The organism is Marinitenerispora sediminis (assembly GCF_003336425.1).
Lineage (GTDB): Bacteria > Actinomycetota > Actinomycetes > Streptosporangiales > Streptosporangiaceae > Marinitenerispora > Marinitenerispora sediminis.
Genome location: NZ_QEIO01000382.1, coordinates 1 through 381, shown reverse-complemented (window position 1 = coordinate 381; position 381 = coordinate 1). Strand labels below are relative to the sequence as shown.

Genomic DNA, 381 nt, shown 5'->3' with positions numbered 1-381 from the left:
GCGCTGGCGGCGATCGCCGCCAAGGGTGTCAACGAACTGGCCTACCACCGCGACTACGCGGCGCAGTGGACGCTGCGGCTCGGGCGCGGCACCGAGGAGTCCCACCGCCGCCTCACCGCCGGCCTGGCGGACGTGCGCCCCCTGCTCGGGGAGCTGTTCGCCGTCCACCCCGTCGAGGAGCGGCTCAGCGGCCTGGGCGCCGCCGTGCGCCCCGACACGGTGCACGACGAGGTCGCCGCCGTCCTGGAACGGGTCCGCACCGCGGCCGGCCTGGACGCCCCCCTCCTCGGTGCCGCGCCCGAGCCGCAGCGTCCACTGCGCCGCGTAGTCGCGGTGGTAGGCCAGTTCGTTGACACCCTTGGCGGCGATCGCCGCCAGCGC

The 381-nt window shown here is 76.6% G+C and carries 1 pseudogene; it reads left to right on the top strand.

Annotated elements, in window-relative coordinates:
• Positions 1-3 precede the first annotated feature (3 nt).
• Positions 4-273, top strand: a pseudogene (locus DEF28_RS28715) (Phenylacetic acid catabolic protein); the annotation flags it as partial.
• Between the last annotated feature and the right edge of the window lie 108 nt (positions 274-381).